The sequence below is a fragment of the Blautia sp. HCP3S3_C12 genome (assembly GCF_052064155.1).
Lineage (GTDB): Bacteria > Bacillota > Clostridia > Lachnospirales > Lachnospiraceae > Blautia_A.
Window position 1 is genome coordinate 130,757 of sequence record NZ_JBQHWC010000003.1, and the last position, 18,106, is coordinate 148,862.

General features: G+C 41.9%; 16 protein-coding genes. All 16 read right to left on the reverse strand.

Annotated features, from left to right (window positions below):
- Positions 1–4: 4 nt before the first annotated feature.
- Positions 5–559 carry a dTDP-4-dehydrorhamnose 3,5-epimerase gene (gene rfbC / locus ACTNDS_RS04615; RefSeq protein ID WP_173682751.1) on the reverse strand — a complete coding sequence of 185 codons (555 nt, stop codon included), beginning with the start codon at positions 557–559 and terminating at the stop codon, positions 5–7.
- Between the two features lie 20 nt (positions 560–579).
- Complete coding sequence (locus tag ACTNDS_RS04620; protein ID WP_441034008.1) at positions 580–1,851, reverse strand: D-alanyl-D-alanine carboxypeptidase family protein; 1,272 nt, start codon at positions 1,849–1,851, stop codon at positions 580–582.
- A 54-nt stretch (positions 1,852–1,905) separates the two neighbouring features.
- Entirely contained in the window at positions 1,906–3,036 is a 1,131-nt protein-coding gene (gene rffA, locus ACTNDS_RS04625) for a dTDP-4-amino-4,6-dideoxygalactose transaminase (RefSeq protein WP_441034010.1), read from the reverse strand.
- Positions 3,029–4,039, reverse strand: coding sequence for a glycosyltransferase family 2 protein (locus ACTNDS_RS04630; RefSeq protein WP_441034012.1), 1,011 nt, complete (start codon positions 4,037–4,039; stop codon positions 3,029–3,031). The genes rffA and ACTNDS_RS04630 overlap by 8 nt, the downstream gene beginning before the upstream one ends.
- Before the next feature lie 80 nt (positions 4,040–4,119).
- The gene (locus ACTNDS_RS04635; protein WP_173682747.1) at positions 4,120–4,464 is read right to left on the reverse strand and encodes an EamA family transporter; all 345 of its coding nucleotides are present in this window, start codon (positions 4,462–4,464) and stop codon (positions 4,120–4,122) included.
- Positions 4,457–4,846: a transporter gene (locus ACTNDS_RS04640; RefSeq protein ID WP_441034015.1), complete on the reverse strand. Its 390-nt coding sequence runs from the start codon at positions 4,844–4,846 to the stop codon at positions 4,457–4,459. The genes ACTNDS_RS04635 and ACTNDS_RS04640 overlap by 8 nt, the downstream gene beginning before the upstream one ends.
- A gap of 15 nt (positions 4,847–4,861) precedes the next feature.
- On the reverse strand, positions 4,862–6,049 hold the full coding sequence (locus ACTNDS_RS04645) for an ATP-grasp domain-containing protein (protein ID WP_441034017.1): 1,188 nt from the start codon (positions 6,047–6,049) through the stop codon (positions 4,862–4,864).
- 2 nt (positions 6,050–6,051) lie between these two features.
- The gene (locus ACTNDS_RS04650) at positions 6,052–8,157 is read right to left on the reverse strand and encodes a pyridoxal-phosphate dependent enzyme (protein WP_441034019.1); all 2,106 of its coding nucleotides are present in this window, start codon (positions 8,155–8,157) and stop codon (positions 6,052–6,054) included.
- Between the two features lie 171 nt (positions 8,158–8,328).
- Positions 8,329–9,651 carry an N-acetylmuramoyl-L-alanine amidase gene (locus tag ACTNDS_RS04655; RefSeq protein ID WP_441034021.1) on the reverse strand — a complete coding sequence of 441 codons (1,323 nt, stop codon included), beginning with the start codon at positions 9,649–9,651 and terminating at the stop codon, positions 8,329–8,331.
- Between the two features lie 18 nt (positions 9,652–9,669).
- On the reverse strand, positions 9,670–11,121 hold the full coding sequence (locus ACTNDS_RS04660) for a GH25 family lysozyme (protein ID WP_441034023.1): 1,452 nt from the start codon (positions 11,119–11,121) through the stop codon (positions 9,670–9,672).
- A 283-nt stretch (positions 11,122–11,404) separates the two neighbouring features.
- The gene (locus ACTNDS_RS04665) at positions 11,405–13,945 is read right to left on the reverse strand and encodes a L,D-transpeptidase family protein (protein WP_441034026.1); all 2,541 of its coding nucleotides are present in this window, start codon (positions 13,943–13,945) and stop codon (positions 11,405–11,407) included.
- A gap of 47 nt (positions 13,946–13,992) precedes the next feature.
- On the reverse strand, positions 13,993–14,256 hold the full coding sequence (locus ACTNDS_RS04670; RefSeq protein ID WP_441034028.1) for an HPr family phosphocarrier protein: 264 nt from the start codon (positions 14,254–14,256) through the stop codon (positions 13,993–13,995).
- Between the two features lie 15 nt (positions 14,257–14,271).
- Positions 14,272–15,582 carry a CdaR family protein gene (locus ACTNDS_RS04675; protein WP_441034030.1) on the reverse strand — a complete coding sequence of 437 codons (1,311 nt, stop codon included), beginning with the start codon at positions 15,580–15,582 and terminating at the stop codon, positions 14,272–14,274.
- Positions 15,560–16,447, reverse strand: coding sequence for a diadenylate cyclase CdaA (gene cdaA / locus ACTNDS_RS04680; protein ID WP_441034032.1), 888 nt, complete (start codon positions 16,445–16,447; stop codon positions 15,560–15,562). The genes ACTNDS_RS04675 and cdaA overlap by 23 nt, the downstream gene beginning before the upstream one ends.
- Before the next feature lie 61 nt (positions 16,448–16,508).
- Positions 16,509–17,606 carry a hypothetical protein gene (locus ACTNDS_RS04685; RefSeq protein WP_441034034.1) on the reverse strand — a complete coding sequence of 366 codons (1,098 nt, stop codon included), beginning with the start codon at positions 17,604–17,606 and terminating at the stop codon, positions 16,509–16,511.
- Positions 17,603–18,037 (reverse strand): hypothetical protein, encoded by a 435-nt coding sequence (locus ACTNDS_RS04690; RefSeq protein ID WP_303242125.1) that lies wholly within the window; start codon positions 18,035–18,037, stop codon positions 17,603–17,605. The genes ACTNDS_RS04685 and ACTNDS_RS04690 overlap by 4 nt, the downstream gene beginning before the upstream one ends.
- Between the last annotated feature and the right edge of the window lie 69 nt (positions 18,038–18,106).

Below are 18,106 nucleotides of genomic sequence, written 5' to 3' on the forward strand. Positions count from 1 at the left end.
TCTCCTATTTACGGTAATCCTTAAAGCTTCCCCATTTTGTATCTTTATCAGAAAAGCTTAATTCCATTCCTTCCGGAATCGGCCATTCAACCCCGATATCCGGATCATTCCAGATCAGTCCGCCCTCATCATTCGGATGATAGAAATCAGAACATTTATAGACAAATTCCGCATGGTCAGACAGAACAAGAAATCCGTGCGCAAATCCCTTCGGAATAAAAAACTGCTTTTTATTCTCTGCTGAAAGAACAACGCCAAACCATTTGCCATAGGTCTCAGAACCTTCACGAAGGTCTACTGCCACATCAAATACCTCGCCGTTTACAACACGTACCAGCTTATCCTGAGGATAACTGATCTGGAAATGGAGTCCTCGGAGAACACCTTTATGAGAGCTTGACTGATTATCCTGTACAAACTCTACATCAATCCCGGCTTCTTTAAAATCATTATAGTTATAGGTTTCCATAAAGTAGCCTCTTGCATCTCCGAAAACTGTAGGTTCCACAACCTTTAAACCTTTGATTCCACCACATTCTGTAACTTTGATTTTTCCCATTTTCTTTTCCTCTTTTCTATTTATCTTCTTTCTTTTTTTACAAGTGCTATGACCAGAATGATCAGAAGCAGTACCATCCCGGCCATTATGATCAGCAAAATCTGTAACAGACTATGTGATGTTTTTTTTTCTGTTACGGCATCTGTACTTTCTGTGCTTTCATTTTCAGCCTCATCATTATCTGCACTGTTATCAGTGACAGGTTCTTCTGTCACAGCCGGTGTATCCGGTACCTGTGATACCAGAGGAACTGTTGCCGTTCCCACCATATAATCCCCCAGATAATAGGTTTTCTGTTCACTGTCATTGCCTGTCTGTGTATCTGCTGTCAGCGAATTTATATCTGTTCCATTTGGAACCAGAACACTTCCGCCCTCAACCTTAATCCTGCTGAAATTATCATATGCATAATCAAACATTGCTGCTGAATCAGCAACTGCATATCCCTGTTCCTGTGCCTTCATGGTAACAGCAATATAAGTTCCTGCTTTTCTCTTCACTACTGTGACAAGTGTACTTCCCGCAGCATTTGTAGAGCCTGTTTTTCCTCCAATACAGCCCTCATAATGATAGGGAGATTCCTCTGCAAACATAGGATGATGTGTATGAAGTCTTCTTGACTCACTGTTCATATTCGTCGGCTTTATCGTATAGGTCTGCTTCTTCATGATCTTTTGGAAAGTTTTATTTTTTATGGCTTCCCGCATGATAAGTGCCATATCCCTTGCAGTCGAATAATGATTATCGTCCGGAAGTCCACTTGCATTGGTAAAATGTGTATTCGTACATCCAATCTCCGCAGCTCTCTTATTCATCATATCGATAAAATCCTGCTCTGTACCTCCCACATATTCGGCAATCTGAGCAGCCACTTCATTGGCAGACTGGATAAACAGAGCGTAGAGACAATCCCTCATACTCATCACTTCTCCAAGCTGCATTCCGATATTTCCGGAATCCCAGGAAATATCTCTGATACCTGTTTCCGTAAATGTAACCTGATCATCCAGGGAAGAATTCTCTACGGCAACAAGAAGCGTCATGATTTTTGTGATACTTGCCGGATAACGCTGTTCATCACCACCCTTATTATATAAAAGGATTCCACTGTCTGCATCCATTAATACACCTGTATCAGAGGTAATCTCCGGACCTGTGGGCCATCCCGAGATCTGATTTGAAGAAATATCATATTTTGCATTCAGATCCACTGCTGCTGATACATCTGCTGCCGGAACTGCCAGCATACAGGCAGATAGTCCGATCAGCAGTAACCGTTTCCATTTTTTCATAATAATCTTTTAATCCTCTTTAAAACCTTCCAGTTTCCGACGGACATATAATTGTTAAAATCCATCAAACTGATCAATGGTATCCGTCACATATTTTACATCTTCCATATCAAGATTATAAAACATGGGCAGACGAACCAGTCTTTCACTTTCTTTTGTTGTATAAACATCTTCTCCAGCGAATCTTCCGTATTTTATGCCTGCTGGTGCAGAATGCAACGGTACATAATGAAACACGGAACAGATTCCCTTTTCTCTAAGATACCTGATCAGTCTTGTGCGGACCTCCATATCATGTACCTTAATATAATACATATGTGCATTATGAATACATCCCTCTGGCACAAATGGCTGCTCTATTTTTCCTTCTGCTGCCAAATGTGCCAGATTTCTGTGGTAATACTCATAAATTTCCATACGTTTATTATAAATCTTCTCCCTTTCCTCAAGCTGGGCAAAGAGATACGCTGCGTTCAATTCACTTGGAAGATAGGAGGAACCATAATCCATCCAGCGGTATTTATCCACCTGTCCACGGAAGAACTTGCTTCTGTCTGTTCCCTTTTCCCGAAGGATTTCTGCTTTCTCCTGATATCTGTCATCATTGTAAAGCAGAGCTCCGCCCTCTCCCATGGTATAATTCTTAGTCTCATGGAAACTGTAACATCCAAAATCACCAATAGTTCCAAGTGCCTTTCCCTTGTAGAATGCATCCACACCCTGGGCAGCATCCTCCACTACCTTAAGTCCGTACTTTCGGGCAATCTTCATGATCGTGTCCATCTCACAGGCAACTCCTGCATAATGAACCGGTACGATCACCTTTGTTCTGTCTGTAATCGCCTGCTCGATCAGCTTCTCATCCATATTCATGGTATCCGGTCTGATATCCACAAATACAATCTTCGCCTGCCGTAAAACAAAAGCATCGGCAGTAGATACAAACGTATAGGAAGGCATGATCACTTCATCCCCGGGTTCTATCTCACAGAGATAGGCTGCCATTTCCAGTGCATGTGTGCAGGAGGTCGTCAGCATCACATGACCTGCGTGAAATCTCTCTTCCATCCATGCAGAGCATCTCTTTGTATACTCTCCGTCTCCGCAGAGCATCCCCCTCTGTACTGCATCCTTAATATATTCAAGTTCCCTGCCTGCATACGCAGGTCTGTTAAAATCAATCATCTGTTACCTCATCTGTTTCCCCTGTATTTTCCGGTCTTCTGGTTTCATCAGATATCTCAGAAAATCCGTTTTCTGCTGCCGTCCTTACATTGCGTGTCTCACGCACAACATACTGTGGCGTTTTATTAATATTAAGGATCAGTTTTCCTATGTATTCTCCAATGATTCCCAACATCAGGAAACAGATTCCAAACAATACAAGAAACGCACACATCATAGAAGACCATCCGATCGCAATCGACGGATCCAGAAGCTTCCTTATAAAAACTACAAGCGCCCCCACAAAACCGGCCGCTGAAAATACTGTTCCGAAAAATGTTGCCAGACGCAATGGAATGACCGTAAAATTCAGGCAGGACATAAACAGCTTCAGCCCTCTGCGGAAATTATAATTGGACTCTCCTACCTCTCTGGCAAAATGTTCAATTTCTATATTTGCGATATTATGTGTGGTGCGGAAAAAAAGTACCTGAAGAAAAATATTATACCCGTCATATCTGACCACTTCATCCCTGACATACTTCCTACAGCACCAGAAACTGCTCATCTGGATATCCTTCGGTCTGTCCAGAAGATGCCAGAGCAGAAATCTGCTGACAGCTCCTGTGATATTCTTTATCACAGAAAATTTTCTCTGCTTAAATACACCGAAAACAATGTCATATCCCTCTTCAATCTTTGCCAGAAACTGAGGAATCTGGGACGGATGGTTCTGCATATCATCATCCATTCCCACAATCAGATCACCTTCTGCCTGAGACATTGCTGCCATGATTGCATTATGCTGTCCAAAATTCTTTGCCAGATTAATGCCTTTCACATTGGGATAACGATCAGCCAGACAACAGATAGAGTTCCATGTACCGTCTCTGGAATAATCATTTACAAGAACAAACTCACATTCATATCTGTCCAGTTTATCAAATTCCTGTATAGCCAGTTCCACAACTTCTCCGATAGTGTGTTCTGAATTGTAACATGGTATAACAATAGATACCAACATTTCCTTTGTCTCTCCTTAATACCTGTTTATCACTTTCATATTACCGCCATATGATATGACGAAATTTTAACTTATAATATCTACAGGGAAAAAATCAGAATCCCCAGCATGATCAGTCCGATCCCTGCAAACTTTCTCTTTCCTATCTTCTCTCCCAGGAATAAATATCCCATAACCGTCACAAAAATATACCCTGCCGATTCCAGGATTGGCTGCATGGACAGGGGTATATTCTTCAGTGACAACATAGTCAGAATCACCGAACCAAAAAACATCCCGTATGCAAAAATAACCAGTGGATTGATATATTCCCGAATATGGTCTTTATAAGTTTTATTTGCCGCTTTTTTCAAAAGGATCTGAGAAACAGAAGATATAAATACCGAAAATAAAAGCAGACACACTGCACCTACGGATTTACTCATGCATCTCTCCTCCCTCATTCTCTGATTTCCGGCTGATTACCAGATAAATCCCCCAAAATATTACTGCGGCCCCTGCCAGCATATTCCATGTTATCTTTTCCCCAAAGATCAGTCTTCCCCAGATAATGCCCCAGATCAGAGTAACCGGTTTGTTTGCATATGCGACCGTCAGCGGCATCCTTTTCAATACCTGCTGCCAGATAATGGCATAGCCAAACATGATCACAAAAACCAGACCAAACCAGAATACAAACTGTATGGAAAAAATATTATCTGTATAACCGGATGCAAACTTCGAACACACCCCGCTTAAAGAACTGAACAGAAGACTTATATGTAACAGTAAAAACAGGCTCTTTTTTTCATTTATATAATTACTCATGCTATTTTCTCACAATCAAGCTATAAATTCAATGCTAATTTTAGACAAAACCTCAGCCAGACGATTCTCACATCCCTGCAGGTTTTTCCCTGTCAGGATCACCTGTCCGAGCCTGTCTCTTCCGTTTTCATAATGGCGGATTTCATCACCCGGGCTCACATTAAAAGAAAGATCTGCCAGATCCGGCTGCGGATTGTTTTCATTATGTATCTGTTTCAGGATCCCATCTTTATCAGAAGTAAGGATATGAGACAAAACTGCCGGTCTCAGGCTTTTCCCCGCAAACAGATTCTTTTCATCCATATCCATGGAAAGCCTGACGATTGCTTCATAATAGTTTATTCCATAATAAAGCCCTGCGATTTCCGGCAGACAGTTTCCTCCTGCCCTTCCCGTAATTTCAATCACATAAATCTTTCCGTCCTTCTCCATCAGATCGCAGTTTACAGGACAATTATCCATTCCAAGAGCATTCAAGGCCAGAATTACCTGCCTTCGCACTTCTTCTCCGAGAATTTCCTGCTTTCTGTATGGAACCGAATGTCCAATCGGTGTGGGCACAAACCCCGGATAATTTTCAATATTATTCGGAAGGCAATACAGAAGTTCCCCATCGCAGATCATTGCCTCACATCCCAGCATCTCGCCTTCAATAAATTCTTCCAGCAGACAATAATCTTTTCCGGTTGCTGTCATTGTATCTGCATAATGAGAGTAAACTTCTTCTTTTGTATTGCATCGAAAAATCCCTCTGCTTCCCATAAGATCTACTGCTTTAAGGATTACCGGGAATTTCAGGGTTCCGACTGCTGTTTCCAGCTCTTCTCTGTTTCGTATACAGATATGCCGCGCACAGTTTACACCATTCCTTACAAACGCTTCTTTCATAAGATATTTATCTGAGCATAACTTTCCTGCTTCCGCTGAAAGCCCCTTAAGCCCCATATGTTCACAGACATATCCCACAGAGCGGATTCCCGCATCCAGACAACAGGTAGCAATTCCATTGATCTTATGTTTCTGCGCTGCCTCCAGAACAGCTTCCGGATCTGAGATATCTGTATAAGAACACTCATCTGCCAATTGAAATCCCGGCCAGTCTCCCGGCGTACTGACAGCCACAGTTGCAATCCCCAGATCAGCCGCAGTCTTATACAGGGGAAGCTGAGAATAGCTTGCCCCAAGAATCATCAGTTTCTTCATTTCTATTTATCATCCTCCAGAAAATCAAAGAATAGCGGAAGACCTCCTGTATGGAGAAATAAAATATTTTTCCCTGTAATCTTCTGCTTTTTCAGATATTCCATCATACCATAAAAAGCCTTTCCTGTATATGTCATATCAAGAGGAATCCCATCACTGTCATAGACCTGTCGGATAGTCTGTGCTACTGCTTCAGAATAAGAAGCATACCCGCCTTCCATATATTCATCTGTAAAATATATTTTCTGTTCCCAGTTCTCCGACAGCATCTGTGAATAAAGTTCTGCATACTTTCGAACATTTCCGGCAATCACTTCTTTTCCGCGTTTCTCATTTCGGGATACGGAGATTCCTACGATTTTACAGTTATCTTCATATTTCAGGCTTCCTGCCAATAGACCGGACTGAGTAGCGTTGGTACTGGATGCAAGGAAAATATAATCGAAGAATGTATGATTTTCTTTCTCCCAGTTGTACAGTTCATCATATGTTTTCTCATAGGACCGCATAGGAATATGCTCATTTCCCTCACCCCTTGTATTTCCGTAAATATAATAGGGACGGTATCCTTTTTCCGTAAGTTCATCCATGGCTGTCTGCACAGCCTCTGCTATCGTCTGTTTGCCGCAGCGGATTTCTCTGACTCCCATCCTGCGGATAATACGGCTGTTATTCGTCTCGCGGTTATCCTTAATATCTTCTGTGTTGTGGATCATATAACACGGAACGGACAACTGATGGCAGAGAGTTGCCAGTATCCTGCAGAGATTGGAATGATAATTCCCATAAATGATCATACTGTCACAGTGCTTCTCTTTCATATCCTCCACAAATTCCCGGGCAAACCGAACCTTATTCCCCCCGAAAGAAAACGGAAGCAGATCATCTCGTTTCATATAGAAATGATTTTCTTTGTCATAACTGCCCAGTTTCTGGACTGGTGTTTCAAATATCTGGATTGGATTCACTTCCGGTCCCGGATGCAGAAGTTTCTCCATTTCTTCCATAGAATCTGTCTGAAGAATATAAAATCCCGGTCTGCTTCCACTATCCACAATAGATGCTCCCTCCACAGCACTTTCCTGCACAATTTTTCTGACAGTCTGTGGATAATTCTCCTTTATCCGGTTCAGATTGTGGATTTCTTTCATATTCATCAGAAAACGTATGGCAGAAACATGCTGTTTCACATTCTTCTTTATCTGAGGGGGATTTCCAGCAGCTACATCTATTACCATGCCCACAAAATCCTGTCCGGAAGATAATGGCACAAGATCTGAGCCTATACAGTCACCGCCCATTCTTGAACCAATCTCAATAATTCTTACATTTCCATCTCTGTCAATACGCAGCTCACTGTGCCCTGCGCCATTCTCCACTTTCAGGGCATCCAGTGCTGCAAAAACTGTTTTCCTGATTTTCTCTTTTATTTCCGGTTTCAATGGTGCAGGTTCCAGATGTCCGACTTCTATGTAATGAGGATTTCCTGTAGTATATTTCTTTGTGACAGCCAGAAGAGTGTGTCTGCCCTGATAACTGATCGTCTCTACACTGTATTCCGCACCTTTTATGTATTCCTCTATGATTGCTTTCTTTTCAAAAGACTGTTCTATTGCCCTGGAAACTGCAGCCTGCAATTCCTCCTCACGTTCTACCCTGGTAATCCCACGGCTTCCTGAACGGTCTGTAGGTTTCACAATGACCGGATAGTCCGGAACCTGTATTACGTCATTCTCCCCCACAACGCCAAAAAACGGAGTCCAGATCCCTGCCTTTAAAAATGCACTGCGCATCTGAAATTTGTTAGTGGAATTTTCAATACATTCTTTGCTGTTTCCCGGAAGTCCCAGTTTTTCTGCCAGATACTGTACTGTAATATTTGCCAGATCCGATCCTATGGTAGTGACTGCCTGCGGTCTGATCTGCTGACATATCTTTAGGATTTTTTCTTTTTCCGTAATGCTTATTTCATAAAAATAATCTGCATCTTTGGCTCCTGTCGCACCTTCTCTCCAGGCAAACACATGAGTTTCATATCCCATTTCATGAGCTTTCTGAATTAACGGTCTCTGAAAATCATTTGCACCTATGATCACAATTTTCTTCATGTCCACTCTCCTCATATTTGTGATTGCTGTATTTATTATACTACACTATTTCTATATTTCCATTTGAAAAAGACTCCGTAATTAAATTCCAGAGTCTTTTGGATCAAATTGCTTCTATTTCTTTTTATACTGTTTTATGCTTTTCCATCTTTCTGAAAATAGTAATCATAATCACTTCCTGTTTGTGCAAACTCCCTTGGAATCGAAGATGTACTTCTTTCCCGAAGCAGATTTCACAGTCATATTCCTGTACATGCAGGCCGTCTTTCTGTTAAAATAATACCATTTTCCATTCAGACGCAGCCATCCTGTATACGCATATCCCTGTTTATCTATATAATAACGGTTCTTTTTATAGGTACACCATCCACTGCATCTCTTTCCATTTTTATCAAAAATATATCTCTTGGAAGAGTCCGGGGAAATTAACATGATATTTTTATACATAAAACCGGATTTCGTATTAAAATAATACCAGCTTCCATCTAACTCCAGCCATCCAAGCTGAGCTTTTCCGTCTTTCTGGAAATAATAAGTTTTTTCCTTCACAGTCTGCCAGCCATACTGCCGTTTTCCGGTTTTATCTACATAATAAATACCATCCTCCAGATTAAGGATCTTGTTCTTCTGCACTTTTCCCTTTATATAATAATAGTAATCTCCGTTCTTCTCTTTCCAAAACTTCTCCGGTTCAGAGGGTACGGGAGTCGGTGTAGGAGTTGGTGTTTCCATAATAACTTTATCAGGCAGCTGTTTGCAATACCGGACAATGGCATTGGCATCTGCCTGACCGATCTTCTTCAATTTGGCATTGGAACTCAGGAATCTGGTAACATCTGACCGATTACTGATAAATGCATGCTCAATGATCACTCCCGGAATATTTGCCTCCACACTCTGTGCAACAATCCCATAATAATCTCGTGGTTTTCCATTAGGATATTTGCTTCCGCTTTCACTCATCCGGTATTCCATTCCCTTTGTTTCCGGAAAGCGGATACGAAGCCCCAGTTTTTTCAGTTCTTCCACCACATAACTGCCAAACAGCTTTTCCTGTACAGCCAGCTTTGGTCTGTAAGTTCCCTTGGAGATCATTACAGATGCACCATTGGGCGAAGAACTCTCAGAATCATTAATATGCTGACTTACCAGCAGATCAGCATGATACTGCTTTGCGATCATCACTCTCTCACTGAGTCCCTTTGTCTCATTTTTGGATTTGGTAAGATAAACCTCAATATTGTTCTCTTTACTTAATGCCTGCATCGTGTAATTGGCAATCTTCCAGTTGATCTCCTCTTCTCGGTATACCTTACCTTTATATACAGCACTGGCACCTGACTCTCCGCCCCCATGTCCCGGATCCAATACTACTACATGCTTCTGTACTGATGTTGTTTCACTATCTGCATATACTGATGTTCCGGCAGACAAGCTTGAAATTCCCACTGCTGCTGCTAAAACGATGCCTATTATTTTCTTCGTCTTTTTCATTTTCATCCTTCTTTTCATTTATTTTTTCTTATACTGTCTGATACATATACCATCTTTGTCAAATACAGATACTATCTTTCTGGCACTGGTCAGGGTAATATTTTCTGCCCGGGTCCCTGAAAGCTTAGAACTGCCTTTATAAAAATAATACTTTTTACCCTGATATGTCAACCAGCCTTTATATGCTTTTCCATTTTTCTGGAAATAATAGGTATGATATACTCCACTTTCTTTTACTCTGAACATACCATTTTGGTATCTGACACCATCCTTGCCAAAGAAATAGATATCCCCGTTTGTCCTGGTTACCCGGCGGTTTTTATACATCCATCCCTTTTTGGCATGGAACCAGTAATATTTACCGTCAATCTTTTTCATCCCCTTAGCTGCAGCACCGTTTTCCGAAAAATAATAGGTTTTTCCCTCTATTGTCTGCCAGCCTGTAGCTTTCACTCCTTCAGTATAATAGCAGAGGGTGCCATCCTCCTCTATCCAGCCATTTTTGACAGGCTCCTGTACACTGTCTCCGTCCTGATCCGGCTTTACAGAAGGTGTATAATTGGAATCCGCCTTCCATCTGGGCGTAATCTTTCTGGTGTAATCTACATATCCAAAATCCACATCTACATCATTCTCTGCGGGAATTCCAGGAATCAGCCCTCTGGTAGAGTTCAGTCTATTTGCAGTATTTCCGTCTGTAGCCTGCCATATTGTATAGGAATAGCGTTCTGCATCCGGAGCCTGAATAGCATCTCCGTACCTGGCGATCCACACATCCAGACCGGATAAAAGGCTCCAGTCCACATAAGTATCATGCCAGTATGTATTACAATAGACCATAGGATAGTATCCTGCCTTCCGTACCTCATTGCAAAAAGTCAGCACCAGTCTGGAAATCTCTGTAGAAGAAAGCTTCTGCATCCCACTATATTCCAGGTCATAAACTACCGGATAAGAAACCTTATAACCGTCCATTTTCGAAATAGCAAGCTGAGCCTCTTTCAAGGCTGTTTCTGTACTTGTCGCAGTGCTGAACACATAGGTTCCCACAGGAACACCTGCCAGCTCTGCCTGGGTCATATTATAATCATAGGTTTTATCTATATAGTTCAAACCATAAGAAACTCTCACAAGTGCGAAATCAATCCCTGCGTTCTTAACCTTTGTCCAGTTTATTTTCCCCTGCCATTCAGAAACATCCATTCCCCATGTAATAGCTCCCGGTATAGCCACGCCGCTGCCGTTATAGCAGACCCCGTTTATTTTTTTCCATGCTTTGGGGGATACCTTTTTTTCAGTTTTCTCTGAAGCCCCTGCTGAGGGTACACCTTCCAGTTCTTCCTCTGCCACTGTGCTTCGCCTGTCATAATGAGGATTGGCCTTCGCAGAATGCAATGGAAATGCCATACATACAGATATCGCCAGCAATCCTGCCAGCAGTCCCTTTTTCACATAATCCGCTTTTCTCATACTTTTTCTCCTGTTCATTCATATTCTGTTTTTTATTCGTCAAGCGGATATTCCCAATCCGCTTCGCTACTTGATTCGGTCAAATTTATAATCACTATTGTGTTTCTTTGTTGTCTTATATATTTGTTACATTTTTGTTAAGAATATTATACACGTTCCCCTCTTATCTTGCAAGACAACAGTTACAACTGAGCAGGAGACTTACTTCATTTAATGAAAAAAACAAAAAGCGTATCGGGATTCATCAACCCGAAACGCTTTTCTTTTGTTCATTATATGTTTACTATGCTGCAGGATCTGTAGGATCAAAATTTCCTGCCCCTCTCAGAGGAGTAATTGGTTTCTTTCCAAGCGGTCCCTTAAAGACGTCATCTGCTTTGTACTTTCCATCCATAATGTGGATAACAGAACCATTGCAGTTTTCATATACCCATTTTGCATCAGCAACACATGCACGGATACAACCATGGGATGCCGGCTGTCCAAGCTTCAAGTACTCTCCAACCGGAAGATTATAACGGTTAGGCTGACCGCAGGCAATAGAATGAATAAAGATTCCTCCCTGTCCGCATCCATCTACATGAGTTCCGTACTGTCCCCAGGATGGTCCCATCAATGGCTGCCATACAGCACTACGGCTAAGTCTGTAGGTTCCCGTCCAGGTAGGTGTTCCCGGCAAGCCTACGGATACGCGGATTGTCTTGATCGGTATTGTCTTGGAAGAATCCGTATAAACAGTCATAACACCATTAACCCTGTCAACTTCCAGGAAATAAGAACTTCTTCTGTACATACTGGTCACATCTGAAATTCTGTATCCATTTTTATCAAAGTAGTAAAGTACACCATTTACTCTCAGGCTGGTATTTTTTGCAAATCCATTTCCATTTGGATCAATGTATTTCACCAGATTCTGTGCATTACTTACAATTACCCATCCTGTACTGTATTTTCCGGTAGCATCCAGATATCCGTTAACACCATTCTTCTTCATGAACTGATTGGTCTGTACTTTGTAATTCTTCAGATAATACCAGGATCCATTATACTTTTTCCATCTGTCTGTATACAGACCGCCGGTGGAAGATGCAATATACCAGTTATTCCTGTAACGCACCATGGTATTTTTGTACATAGTTCCCTTGTGGACCTGTGCATTGGAAACCTCAAACAGATACATTTTTCCGTTCATTTTTGTAAGACCACTGGCCAGTTTTCCGCTTGGGGTAAAATACAACCCAGCTGAGGTCAGCTTATCTGTATAATGATTTCCCTTGGAATCAAAGTAGAACCATCCCACATACTTACCATTTGTTCTTGTGATCTTCTGCCATCCGTGCTTCTCTTCTACTCTGCCCGGAGTTTTTCCGAAATAATAATAATGATTTCCTACACGGTTCCATCTGTTTTTCCAGGAAACTCTTTTACCATTGGCAGCAAAATAATATCTGTAGTTATTGTATCTTACCAGTGTATCTCTGTAGATCACACCGTTTTTATCTGTTGCATAATAAGCTCCATTGGCAGCCTTTTTCATGGTGCTTTTCAGGATATAGCCATTGGCATCCAGCAGATAAGTGGAATCTCCTTTGATATTTTTGTCCAGTTTTGTGGCAGTTACATCACGCTTATAATACTTACCGATATCCTTAATATCAGCACCCATGCTGTAATAGAGCCAACGTTCCCCTTTGCTGTCAATCACCTGTCTCCAGCCTTCATGGAACATCCGTCCCGGAATTGTACTGTTTTCTTCAAAATAATACTGATTGGAAACTCCGTTTACAGTCAATGTGATATCTCCTGTCCGCGGTTTTCCGTTTTCATCCAGACAGTAATATTCACCATCGATCTTAAAGTAACCAGTGTATGTTCCGGTTTCCTTCTGTTTCTTTTCCAGCTGTGTAATGGTTTCCTGCACACCATTGGCATCAAAATAACGGAATACGCTGCCGTCCCACTGCCAGGTTGCTTTCTTCTGCTGTCCTACTGTAGAAGCATAGGGAGTTACAGCTTCATTTTCACAGCCCGGATATGCAACCGCTTCCTCTACTGTTGTAAAATAATACTGTACAGTATCCTCAGTGGCTTCTGCTGCACCAACTACAGCTTCTGCGCTGCTCTCTGCTTCTTCCACTTCGGTGGTAACATCTGCTGTTTCCGGATTTACCTCAGCCTGTCCGGTCACCATATAACCATTTTCATCAAAAAGGTAACATCCTGTATGTAATTCCCCTTTGTACTCCGTGCTGATTTCCACAAGACCATCTGCTGCTGTATAAAAGCTCTCCGATGGAAGCTCGTTCTGCTGTACGGAAGCCTCTGAAGCATCCGGCTGTACGGAAGCTTCCTCAACTATTTCAGGGGAAGCTGTCTCATCCTCTACTTCCGGCTGCGCATAAACCTCCTCTGCTGCATCTGTCCCAAACTCAGCAGATACCTGGTTTTTCTCTTCTGCTTCCGGTGCAGTCACTGTTTTGTGTAATTTAAAATGTCCGTTTTCCTGAACCCAGTCTTCAGCCTGGACAACCACTGCTGTCCCGGTCTCCAGAGAACCATCTGCTACAACAGTTCCGGCCGTTACAGTAGATAACTCATCCTCTACATCAGAACTGAACTCATCCTGTATGTGGTCAGCCTCATCTGTCTGAGCATCCTGCTCATCCCCATCGCCTGCAGAAAACACATCAACATTTTCTGTTTCTTCCATTTCTGCCTGAACCATCTCGCTGTCCGGTGAACTGAATGCCGCTGCTCCTGCTTCTCCCACAGTAGCCAGACTTAACGTCAGTCCCAACATCACTGCAACCAATCTTTTCTTCACAATAACATCCTCCTTCTTATATTTCCCTATATCCGGAATTCACAGCTTTATTCTCCCAGTCCGTCATCAATTGCTCCTGTCAGACTGTCCAGAGCCTCCTGCTCATCAATTCCTTCACATATAAGTTCTATTTCATCCCCACATTTTATACAGGCACCCAATACACTGAGTACACTCTTTGCATTGGCAGTTCCTCCACAGTAAGCAAAAGTTACCTTAGACTGATATTTTATTGCCTCATTGCAGAGGATTCCTGCTGGTCTCAGATGAAGACCCGTGGGATTCTTAATTGTTACTTTCTTACTGACCATTCTCTTTACCTCTTATCACTTGCTCTCATCTGAAACGGAGGCGGGCGAGATCACAACCTCTGTATAGACATCCTCCACCATTTCATATCCATCCGGAAGGCTCAGCTTTACAGGAACCTTATAGTTTCCGACTTGCTTATCCTTCAGATCTATCTCAGCCTTAACATCCTCATCAATATTCAGATCTGCCAGATCCTCTGATTCTGATCTAATCCTGAGGGCAATCTGTGCAGTTTCAAATGTTACCTGCAGATTATCCGGTTTATTCTTAACCTCTATATTCTTGGTCGGCAAATTAAATTCCTGGCTTCCAACCGGAAGAATACTCACCGTTACCCACACATCTTCACTGGAATCACTGGTAAGCTTCACATTATCCGGAAGGAGATTCTTCAGACTGATTTTTCTCTCCACATCCTTGGATTCACCTGAAATATCAATACGATCTGCCGGAATAGTAATCATATTATCATTTTCAGACAAACTCTCCAGATCCTCTGTATTTCCTGCAACGCTGATCGTATCCGGCACAGTCTTCACAGATCCAACCTGGTATCCGCCAGCAGGTGTTCCTACATATCCTGCTGCAATTTTAACTCCTGTGCGGATTTTCCAGAGCTTGGCAGTAACAACAACCTTGGCATTATTCTCAATTCTCAGAGAATTCATCTCCGATTCAGAAAGTGCCTCCTGATTCTTATCATAGATCGTAAGATTTACTTCCTGGGTATAGTCCTCTGTATTGCCATCCAGGGCAATAGCAGCATTTACCTTATCTATTTTATTCACCAGGGTTTTGGGACCTGTAATTCTTATTTTCTCCGGACTGGCAGTCAGGCTTCCCACCTCATAATCCTTTCCCGGCTTTGTGTCTCCCTTACTCACATTCACCACAAATTCCTGGGTTTCTTTTTCATCCAGATTAACCGTAAGATTCTGAGGTGTAACCTTAATATCACTTGGCAACACTCCAGATGCCGAACAGGTGACTGTGATCGGAACCATCACCGGATCTGTGTCCAAACTTACCGCCTGCTGCAGATCTGCCACAGCTGTAATATCTGACAGCCTGATCCTGTCTCTGATCTTTTTACTTGCAGTAATAGCAACCCTTACAGAATCCTGGTTTTCTTCCGGCATACACATTTTACCGATGGTATCTGAAGATTCTACATATTCCTTATTGATCAGTTCCACATCTGTAATCGTATAATAATTCGTACCAACAGGATTATCGATATTCACTACAATTAGCCATACAACAATTGCGATTGCCACAGACATGATCTTCAAAGAAAGATTATCAGTGATTTTTCTCTTCTTCATGCTTCATTCTTCCTTTCAGTAAATGCCGAAGCTTGCTGTTGTCTACAACCTGTTTATTCTGAGCCCTTACCAGAATCTCTCTGAGTTTGGCACTGTTTACTCCCCGGATCAATCTTCCATTCTGAGCCACAGATACCTGTCCTGTCTCCTCCGATACAATAATCGTCACAGAATCTGTCTGTTCACTGATTCCAACACCTGCTCTGTGCCGTGTTCCCAGCTGTTTACTCAGTTCCATATTATCTGAAAGAGGCAAGTAACAGGTTGCTGCCACAATTCGGTTCTCTCTCACGATCACAGCTCCGTCATGAAGCGGAGTATTGTGTTCAAAAATATTGATCAGAAGCTGGCTGGTCAGAATTGCATCCACATTAATACCTGTACGAATATAATCTGTCAGCTTTTCCTCCTGCTCAATCACAATCAATGCCCCTGTCTTTACTTCTCCCATGTCAAAGCATGCCTTCACCAGTTCACTGATTGTTTTATCTGTAAATCTCTCCTTAACCTCCTTGCCCGCGTCAAAGGGAATGAGGGCAGCCATGATCTTCTTTTGTCCCAGCTGCTCCAGAACTTTACGAAGCTCCGGCTGGAATATAACGATCACACCTACGATCAAAGTGCTGGCCAGATTGGAAAAAATCCACAAAATGGTATTCATCTTGAAGATATAAGCAACAAGGATAAACAGGAGAACTACCAGAATTCCTTTCAGCAGGGTATAAGCATGGGTATATTTTATCCATACCATGAACTGATATACAAAAAAAGCGATCAGTGCAATCTGAATAATGTCGATTATGCCTACCTTGGGAAAAGCGATTCTTGATAACATTTCCACCAGATTTCCCGCAATATTCTGCATAACGTTCTCCTTTCCAAAATAACAGAGCGCCCCCGGTTATTTTAAATCTGTAATTCGAATTTTATAAATCTTTTAAAGATTCTTCCAGTTTTTTCTCAAAATCTGAGGGATCCACCTCATTCTGCCTGACCACAGGCACTGCATCTGCAGCCTGCTGTGATGCAGTATTTTCACCGTGGAAAATAGGATTTGCATAGGAAACCACCTGATCCTCCACTGCTGTATCCTCTTTTACAGGTTCCGCATTTATCTTCTTGATACTCCGCTCAGAAGTAGCTACCGCTGCCTTGGGAACAGCTTTCACATAGTAATAATACTCATCATCCTCATATTCCAGTCTCTCGGTCCGGCTGTAATCTCCACCAAATACCAGAAATTCCAGAAGTAATCCTACCACTACAGATACTACTGTATAAATAATAGTCTGCACAATATTAATATTCAGTCCAAAATAGAAACCACCGGCCAGAATTATGAGCACATAAACCACGCCGCCCATTACAATGGAAATTCTCCATGCATAATCAAAAGAACGGGTACGGATCAGATTCACAAGGAGGATCACCGCCACAAAAGCCACCACTGTGATCCACATTCCCCAGTTCTGTACTACTCCGTCTGCCAGAAGCTTCAGCTTATCTGTCATAAGAACATCCGGATTCTCCAGAAGCTTATGCTGCACCTTCAGAAAACGAATAAAATAATAAACAATTACTCCACAGCCTGCCGGAAGCGCAGAAACTGCACTGCTTAACAAACCACTTCCAATAGGAAGAAGAGCCGGTATTCTGAATCCGAAAGAAAGAGGAGTAAATACCAGTACCAGATTTGTACCTGAACTGAATCTCAGAAAAAGGATCAGCATAAATAAGATCAGTAACAGCAGAAAACCTGCCACTTCCACCCCCAACGCATACCCGTGAGCAATCATCAGAGCAAAACCTGCAAAAATCATAACTCCGGAAGGTAAAATCGAACAGATCAGAGCCAGGATAAGAACAATAAATATATTATTGAGCTGGCTCATATATCCCATATTTACATTGATCCATGTAAAATACAAAAATGCCAGAATACAACGAAGCACCGGCAGGATATAAATTTCATACTGCCCATATAAATTTTTAATCTTCTGTTTTAATTCAAGTAATGCTGTCATTTTTTATACCCTCCTGGAATTCCTCTGGCCGAGGATTTTTTCTCTTCACGTCCATATATCTTGTTCAGCTGTATCAGTTCACTGTAATATTTTTTCACGCTTTTTTTGGCACGGTGATACTTCACAGAATACTGTATGTATGTAAGCAGTGAGAAAACGATCAACACGGCCACATACCCCACAACAATCTCTGTTCCCAGCTTTACCAGATTCATTTTATGGATATTCTCCATCAGGTATTCTCCGAAATATGCTGCAACTCCAGCCAGTGCCAGGCCATATCCTATGGTCACAAGGAAAAAATTCTTGATCAGAGCCAGACCGATATAATCACTTCTGTAATATTTACTCACCGGAAGATATTTTTTCCCCTCTCCCTGTTCATACATTGCAAGCTTATTCATGATTTTTATCTTTTCTTCATTTAACATAAATAACTCCTTAAACGCACGTGAACTTGTAATCATACAGATTAATTGTATCATACATCATCGGTTAAT